General features: G+C 61.5%; 4 protein-coding genes. All 4 read left to right on the top strand.

What is annotated here, in order from left to right; all coding sequences use genetic code 11:
- Window positions 1-871: hypothetical protein (locus P273_RS0108975; protein WP_024628105.1), on the top strand; the 871-nt coding region annotated here is incomplete at its 5' end.
- Between the two features lie 918 nt (window positions 872-1,789).
- Window positions 1,790-3,631: an InlB B-repeat-containing protein gene (locus tag P273_RS10265; RefSeq protein WP_367379025.1), complete on the top strand. Its 1,842-nt coding sequence runs from the start codon at window positions 1,790-1,792 to the stop codon at window positions 3,629-3,631.
- Window positions 3,541-4,248 (top strand): RCC1 domain-containing protein, encoded by a 708-nt coding sequence (locus tag P273_RS10260; RefSeq protein ID WP_367379024.1) that lies wholly within the window; start codon window positions 3,541-3,543, stop codon window positions 4,246-4,248. The genes P273_RS10265 and P273_RS10260 overlap by 91 nt, the downstream gene beginning before the upstream one ends.
- Before the next feature lie 525 nt (window positions 4,249-4,773).
- Window positions 4,774-7,157: InlB B-repeat-containing protein (locus P273_RS09700; RefSeq protein ID WP_253269606.1), on the top strand; the 2,384-nt coding region annotated here is incomplete at its 3' end.

Here is a 7,157-nt window from a genome sequence, read left to right as displayed (position 1 = left end):
GAAGACCTACCCGGACCTGCCAGCGGACTTCACCTACCTGCAGGTCAGCGCCGGATACTATCATTCCCTGGCCATGGGCAGCGACGGCAACGTTTACGCCTGGGGATCCAACAGCAATGGCCAGCTCGGCGACGGGACAAGCACCACACGGTATACGCCGGTCAGGGTGAAGACGCCCGACCGGAAGACCTACCCGGACCTGCCAGCGGACTTCACCTACCTGCAGGTCAGCGCCGGATTGGACCATTCCCTGGCCGTGGGCAGCGACGGATACGCCTGGGCATGGGGATGCAATTTGTCTGGCCAGCTCGGCAACAACAGCAGCGGCTCCGCTATTAATCCTGTTCCTGTGCGCGTGCGCGACCCCGCCAGTCCCGCCGACAAGAGCAAAGGACTGCAAGCCGCACAGGTCAGCGCCGGATACCATGATTCGCTTGCCGTGGGCAGCGATGGGAACGCCTGGGCATGGGGAAACAACGACAATGGCCAGCTCGGCAACGGCACCACCAGAGACTCGACTGTTCCTGTGCCGGTGTCGTTCAACCTGGCTCTGGTGATCACCGGCGTCAGGTTCGACCAGACCCCCGTGTCAGGGCTGACGCGCGGCGATGGCGGCAGCGTGACCGTGACCACGCCCGCACACCAGCCGGGCACGGTCACCGTCAGCGTGGACTACACGCTGGGCGGCGCACCCCAAACGCCCGACACCTCCCTTCGATACACGTACCTGCCCGCAGGCGTGCTCCCCAAGGCCGGCGGGGAAGGCATCCTGCTCGCCCTGGCCACCGGCATGACCGGCATGGGCGGGGTCCTCGCCTCACGCCGCCACCGGCAGGAAACACGCCGACTATTGCACGCTTCGCACGAGTAAGAGCGGCCGGGCGGCGTATCAATCCCCCCGCCCCCGGCCCATCAAGGGGGAGCAGGGAGGAAACGTGTCAATCAAGGCTCAAACCCCAAGAGAGCCGACACTTCCCTCCCGCGCCCCCACCACACTCCTGCAGGCAGAAGCCGAGGGCAGGCATGCACGCCCCCGCCTCTGCTTGGGAGAGGAGGAAACACGGCCAGGCCAGCCAAAAGGCCTGACAGCCCCCAGCCAGCCCGGCCGCTGTTTGTTTCTCTATCCCAAATAATTACTATAAGCAGTCGCTCTTTCCCAACCGCCTGGACGGGGATTTGGCCGATGCCTATAGGTTCAGATGGTATGATTTTTTTGGGGATGTTGAGGGGTCTTTCGTCTTCTGACTGCATCAGCGCAATTGGCGCCAGATCAGCCTTGAATGGCCGAGAGACTCTTCTGAAAGTAAGACGTAGCAGTGGTGTTGGCCAGCCGTTGGGGAATAACAGATGGCAGGCAAGCCTGTTGTTGGGGAAGAGGTTTGTAAGTCATGCGTATAGGCTCCCGAGCGGGTTCACTGACGTTCGTGATTATTCTTCTGCTGCTCCTGTCAGGCTTGGGCATGGTCGAAGCCGAAGCTGAAACCGACGCTGGTACTGAATCTATGTTTAGTCGGGGGGGGGGGGTCGTCAGACCCCTCGCGTAGCTAAGCAAACCCCCGCCACTCTTCCCAGCAGCACAACCGACACGCCGCTTCCCTCGCCCTCGCCTCTGACAACTGCCTCGCCCCTGAGCCCCACGACATCAAGCCCAAACACCCCGTCATCGCCGATAGACAGTCCAAGCAGTGCAGACTCCGCTTCAACCAGGCCATCCCGGCAGACAGATGATCAGGCCGCGCACACGGTGCGCTTCGACCCAGCCGACGGGAGCAATCCCACCCAAGCGACAGTGAAAACCGGGAACCTTGCCTCACCTCCGAAGAACAATCCGCAACGTGAGGGCTCCCGGTTCGACGGGTGGACGCGTGACGGCTTTCCCTTTGATTTCCAGACCCCCATCCTGCAAGACACGACGCTGACCGCCCGTTGGACCAAGGCCACGGACTGGACTCTGAGCCCGGACCACGGACCCTCCTCAGATACACAGCTGACCGTCAGTCCGCCCGACAAGGAAAAACCCTATTACACGAGCATCCACACGGCAAACAGCCAGTTTGTCGGCCTGACCGGCGACGGCAACATCTACATTTGGACACAAGACGGCACACCAAAACAGGTTCCTCTCCCTGCCCAAGCTCCCGACGGATTCCACTACCTGCAGGCCACAGCCGGCAGCCAATGGCAGGCGGCCCTCGGATCCGACCAGCACATCTACACCTGGACCAGCCAACAGCCCACGCCCACCATCCTCGACACTGACCTGAACATCAGGTTCACCAGCATCAGCACAAGCAGCAACCGGCTGCTGGCAGTGGACCAGCAGGGCCGTGTCCACAATTTCCAGGCCAGCCAGGCCGACAGCCGGAACATGAAACCCACTGAGCAATCCGCGATCAGCCTGCCCGGGCAAGCTCAGGCGACACTGCCCGTCGCCTCCCCCAGCCGGACACTCATCGTGGACGCGGACGGGCAGGCATGGTCATGGAAGCCAGGCCAGGCAGGAAACACGAAGCCATCACCCATCATGCAGGATCAGGGTGTGCGCATCATCCAGACTGCAGCCCTTAACCAGGGGCTGCTCCTGCTGAACGCTGACGGGCAGACCCGGTACCTGGCCGACAGCACGACCAGCGCCAAAGCCGTCAACCTGCCAGAAAGCGCGAGAGCCAGCCGGATCAGCGCCAGCAATGACCAAGCCATAATCACAGACAAAGACGGGCACCTATGGTTATGGAAGCCAGGCGAGGCGCCCATGCGCGCAGACAGCGGGAACCAGCACTACATGCAAGCAGTCCGCATCGGCAACAGAATCGCCGCCCTAGACAGGCAGGGCAGCCTATACCAGTGGAGCATCGACACCCACGGCCAGCCCGGCAAGCCGGCAAAAATCGACTCCACCACAGCGCCCACCCTGGAATCAGCCAGCCTGGATGGCCAAGACTTGACACTCAGCAAAACCGGCGATGCCTGGCAGGCAGATGTCCCCGCCCGCGATCCCGGGCCGGCCATCATCACCATCACCGGCATGCAGGACGATAAGCCCTTCACCAAGAGCCTCAATTACACCGTCGACCAGCCGCTGTTAAGGGATGCTCAACAGGATTCCACCCCCACGATCACCTTTGATACAGCAGGAGGAAGCCGGGCACCCCAACCCCAGCAAGTCGGCTACCCCTACGGTAGGGTGAAGCGGCCCTCCCCCGACCCGACGCGCAATGGTTACCAGTTCTACGGATGGTTCATCGACAACGTCGCCTACGACTTCAGCAAGCCTGTAACCAAGGACCTCAGACTTACTGCCCATTGGTCGTCAAGCAAGTGGACAATAAGCCCTGATACGGGCAGCCAAATCGGCGGTGAAAGGACCACCATTACCCCACCAACCAATACAAACGGTATCAAGTTCAACCAGATCAGCAGCTCAAACACTGGTTCATTCTCCCTGGTTGTGGGCAGCGACGGGAACGCGTACGCCTGGGGAGACAACACGTATGGCCAGCTTGGCGACGGGACGGCCAAAACTCCAGATATACGCCGGTCATGGTTCAGAAACCTGATCGCAAGACGTATCCAGACCTGCCAACGAATTTCACCTACGTACAGGTCAGCGCCGGAGGCCGGCATTCGATAGCCCTGGGCAGCGACGGATACGCATACGCCTGGGGATACAACTGGTATGGCCAACTCGGCAACAACACAAAAACGGATTCGTATGTTCCTGTGCCCGTGCGTGACCCCGCCAACCCTACTGATACGAGCAAAGGATTAAAAGCCACACAGATCAGTGCTGGATACTGGCATTCGCTGGCCGTGGGCAGTGACGGATACGTGTACGCCTGGGGAAACAACGGAAACGGTCGGCTCGGCGACGGTACCACCAACGGCAAGTTAGTTCCCGTGTCGGTGATGTTCAACCCGCAGCCGGTGATCGCCGCAGCCAAGTTCGACACCAGCCCTGGCACACATCTGACTCCTGTCAGCAACAGCAACAGCGCCACAGTGCTCACGCCTGCACATCTGCCAGGCACGGTCACGGTCAGCGTCGACTACACGATGGGCGGCGCGGGAAACACACTGACCGACACGTCCCTCAGATACACGTACACACCTGCAGGCGTGCTCCCTCAGGCCGGCGGTGAGGGCATTCTGCTGGCCCTGGCCACCGGCATGACCGGCATGGGTGGGGTGCTGGCATCCCGCCGCCACCGGAGGGAAACACGCCAACTGTCACAAGCTTCGCACGAGTAAGAGAGGCCGGGGGCGGTGTATCAATCCCCCCGCCCCCGGCCTACACAGGGGGAGGGGACAGGGAGGAACGTGTCCATCAAGGCTTAAACCTCAAGAGAGCCGACACCCCCTCCCGCACCCCCACCACACTTTTATCTGCTGGAGTTCAGGGCAGGCTGCACACCCACATTCGGGAAAAGGAGAGAAACAGAGAAACACAGACAGGCCGACATATGAAGCTTACAGCACTCAGTCAGGCAAGTCGCCGTTCATTCCCTACAACCTCATAATTTCGTAAACAATCGCTTTTCCCCAATTGCCACGCTCATTGTCGCCGGACGATTGGTTCTGGCTTGTGTGTTGTCTGCGGACTGGGTGGTAGGGTGAAAAGCGGGGGATGTCGAGAAGACGACTGGCTTGCGCCATGGCTCCTGTAATCCGATGCAGGGCTGGCGTTGGCAGGCAGCACGGCTTTCCGATAGACAGAACTTTATTAGGCAGGCGGTGTTGATTCCGCTTGGTGTTTGGTGAAGGGGTTTTGGTTTCATGCATCCGGTTTCCCGTCTGCGTCGCACACTGGCGATGATGACCGTCCTGATCAGTCTGCTGGCAGGCCTGGGCGTCGCATCCGCCCAGGCGGACGCTCCTATCCTCACCGGGGGGGGGGTCGGTCAGACCCCTCGCGTAGCTGACGGAACCCACGGCATTTCCTCCAGCAACGCAACCAGCACACCACTACCCACACCCTCACCAATACAAACCACCACACCATTAAGTTCCGCAACACCAAGTCCAGACACCCCGTCATCGACGACAGGAACAACCGGCAGTACAGACTCCGCTCCTGCTAAATCAGCCGAAAAGACAGATGATAAGACTTCGCATACAGTTCGCTTCGAACCGGCCGACGGCAGCAAACCCACCCAAGCGAGTGTGAAAACCGGCACCCTCGCCACTCCCCCACAACAGAACCCAGTGCGTGAAGGCTTCCGATTCGACGGGTGGACACTCGACAACCAGCCTTTCGACTTCCAGACCCCAATCCTCCAAGACACGACTCTGAAAGCCCTGTGGACCAAGACCACAGACTGGACACTAAGCCCGGACCATGGGCCCGCGTCCGGAGCCCGGCTGACTATCAGCCCGCCCAAAACTCAGGAACCTCAATTTGTCAGCGTCCAAGCCGCAGGAGAGCAGACCGTCGGTTTGACCGGCGACGGCCGTATCTACGTCTGGGCACAAGACGGCACGACCAAGCAGGTTCCCTCCCCCGCCCAGGCCGCCGACGGGTTCCGCTACCTGCAGGTTGCAGCCGGCAGCCGACGGCACGCAGCTTTAGGATCCGACCAGCACATCTACACATGGAACAGCCAAGAGGACACACCCACGATTCTCAACACCGGCCAGGATGCCGGGTTCACCAGCATCAGCCTAAACAATGACCGACTCCTGGCCGTGGACCGGCAGAGACAGGCCCACGCCTACCAGGCGACCGATGCTGACAGCCAGGATCTGAACCCGAAATTCACAAAGCAGACCACGACCACTCTGCCCGAAAAGGCGCAGGCCGTCACCGCCGTCGCCTCCGACAGCCGGGCCCTCATCGTGGACGCGGACGGGCAGGCCTGGACCTGGGATGCGAACAACAGCGGCAACATCAAACCCGCACGCATCAAACAGGACCCGAGCATGCGCACCGTCCAAGCCCAAGCCCTCAACCAAGGGTCCGTCCTCCTGGACACGAACGGGCACACCTATTACCTGGCCGACAGCACCACCGCCATGATCCAGGTCAACCTGCCCGAAGGCATGAAAGCCAGCAGGATCACCGCCAACAAGAACCAGGCCATGATCGTCGGCAAGGACGGCCACGTATGGTCCTGGAAGCCGGGCGAAGCGCCCAAGCGCGCGGACAACGGGAATCAGTCATACGTGCAAGCTTCAAGCACCGGCAGTAGGATCACCGCCTTCAGCACGAAGGGCGACATGTTCACCTGGAGCCTGGATAAGCAGGGCCAGCCCGGCAGGCCAGCCAGGCTCAACACCACACAGGCGCCCATCCTGGAAACAGCCAGCATGGACGGCCAAGCATTGACGCTCAGCAGGAACAACGACTCATGGCAGACGGACATGCCCGCCCGCAAGCCGGGAGAAGCCGTCATCCTCATCGCTGGCAGGCAGGACGGCCGGCCCTTCACCAGAAACTTCAAATACACAGTCGGCCAGACGCTGACACGAGACACCGAACCACGATCCACGCTCACGGTCCGCTTCGACACGGACGGTGGAAAACCCGAACCAGCAGACCAGAGTTTCCCCACCACGAACGGCAGGGTGAAGCGCCCCTCCCCCGACCCGTCTCGTGACGGTTTCCTGTTCGACGGGTGGTTCATCGGGCAGGTCGCCTATGATTTCAGCAGGCCCGTCGACAAGGATCTCACCCTGACCGCCCACTGGTCGCCCGCAGGCCGGAACAACACCTGGAGCATCAGCCCTGATAAGGGCAGCCAGCTGGGCAGGGAATCCACGACCATCACCCCGCCTGACAGCGCCAGCCGAGGCATCAGGTTCAGCCAGATCAGCGGACCAAAAGACGCCGACCATGGTTTTTCCTTGGCGGTGGGGAGCGACGGGAACGCCTACGCCTGGGGAGACAACGGCTACGGCCAGCTCGGCGACGGAGGGACGTCCACCAAGCGGAATACGCCGGTCATGGTGAGGACGCCCGACCGCAGCACGTATCCGGACCTGCCCAAGGATTACACCTACGTGCAGGTCAGCGCCGGATGGGGTCATTCGCTGGCCCTGGGCAGCGACGGCAACGCCTACGCATGGGGAGACAACAGCAGTGGCCGGCTCGGCGACGGGACGACCACCACCCGGTATGCGCCGGTCAGGGTGAAGATGCCCGACCGCAACACGTACCCGGA

The organism is Bifidobacterium sp. A11 (assembly GCF_000499185.1).
Lineage (GTDB): Bacteria > Actinomycetota > Actinomycetes > Actinomycetales > Bifidobacteriaceae > Bombiscardovia > Bombiscardovia mizhiensis.
This window is presented reverse-complemented; position numbering and strand designations above follow the sequence as displayed.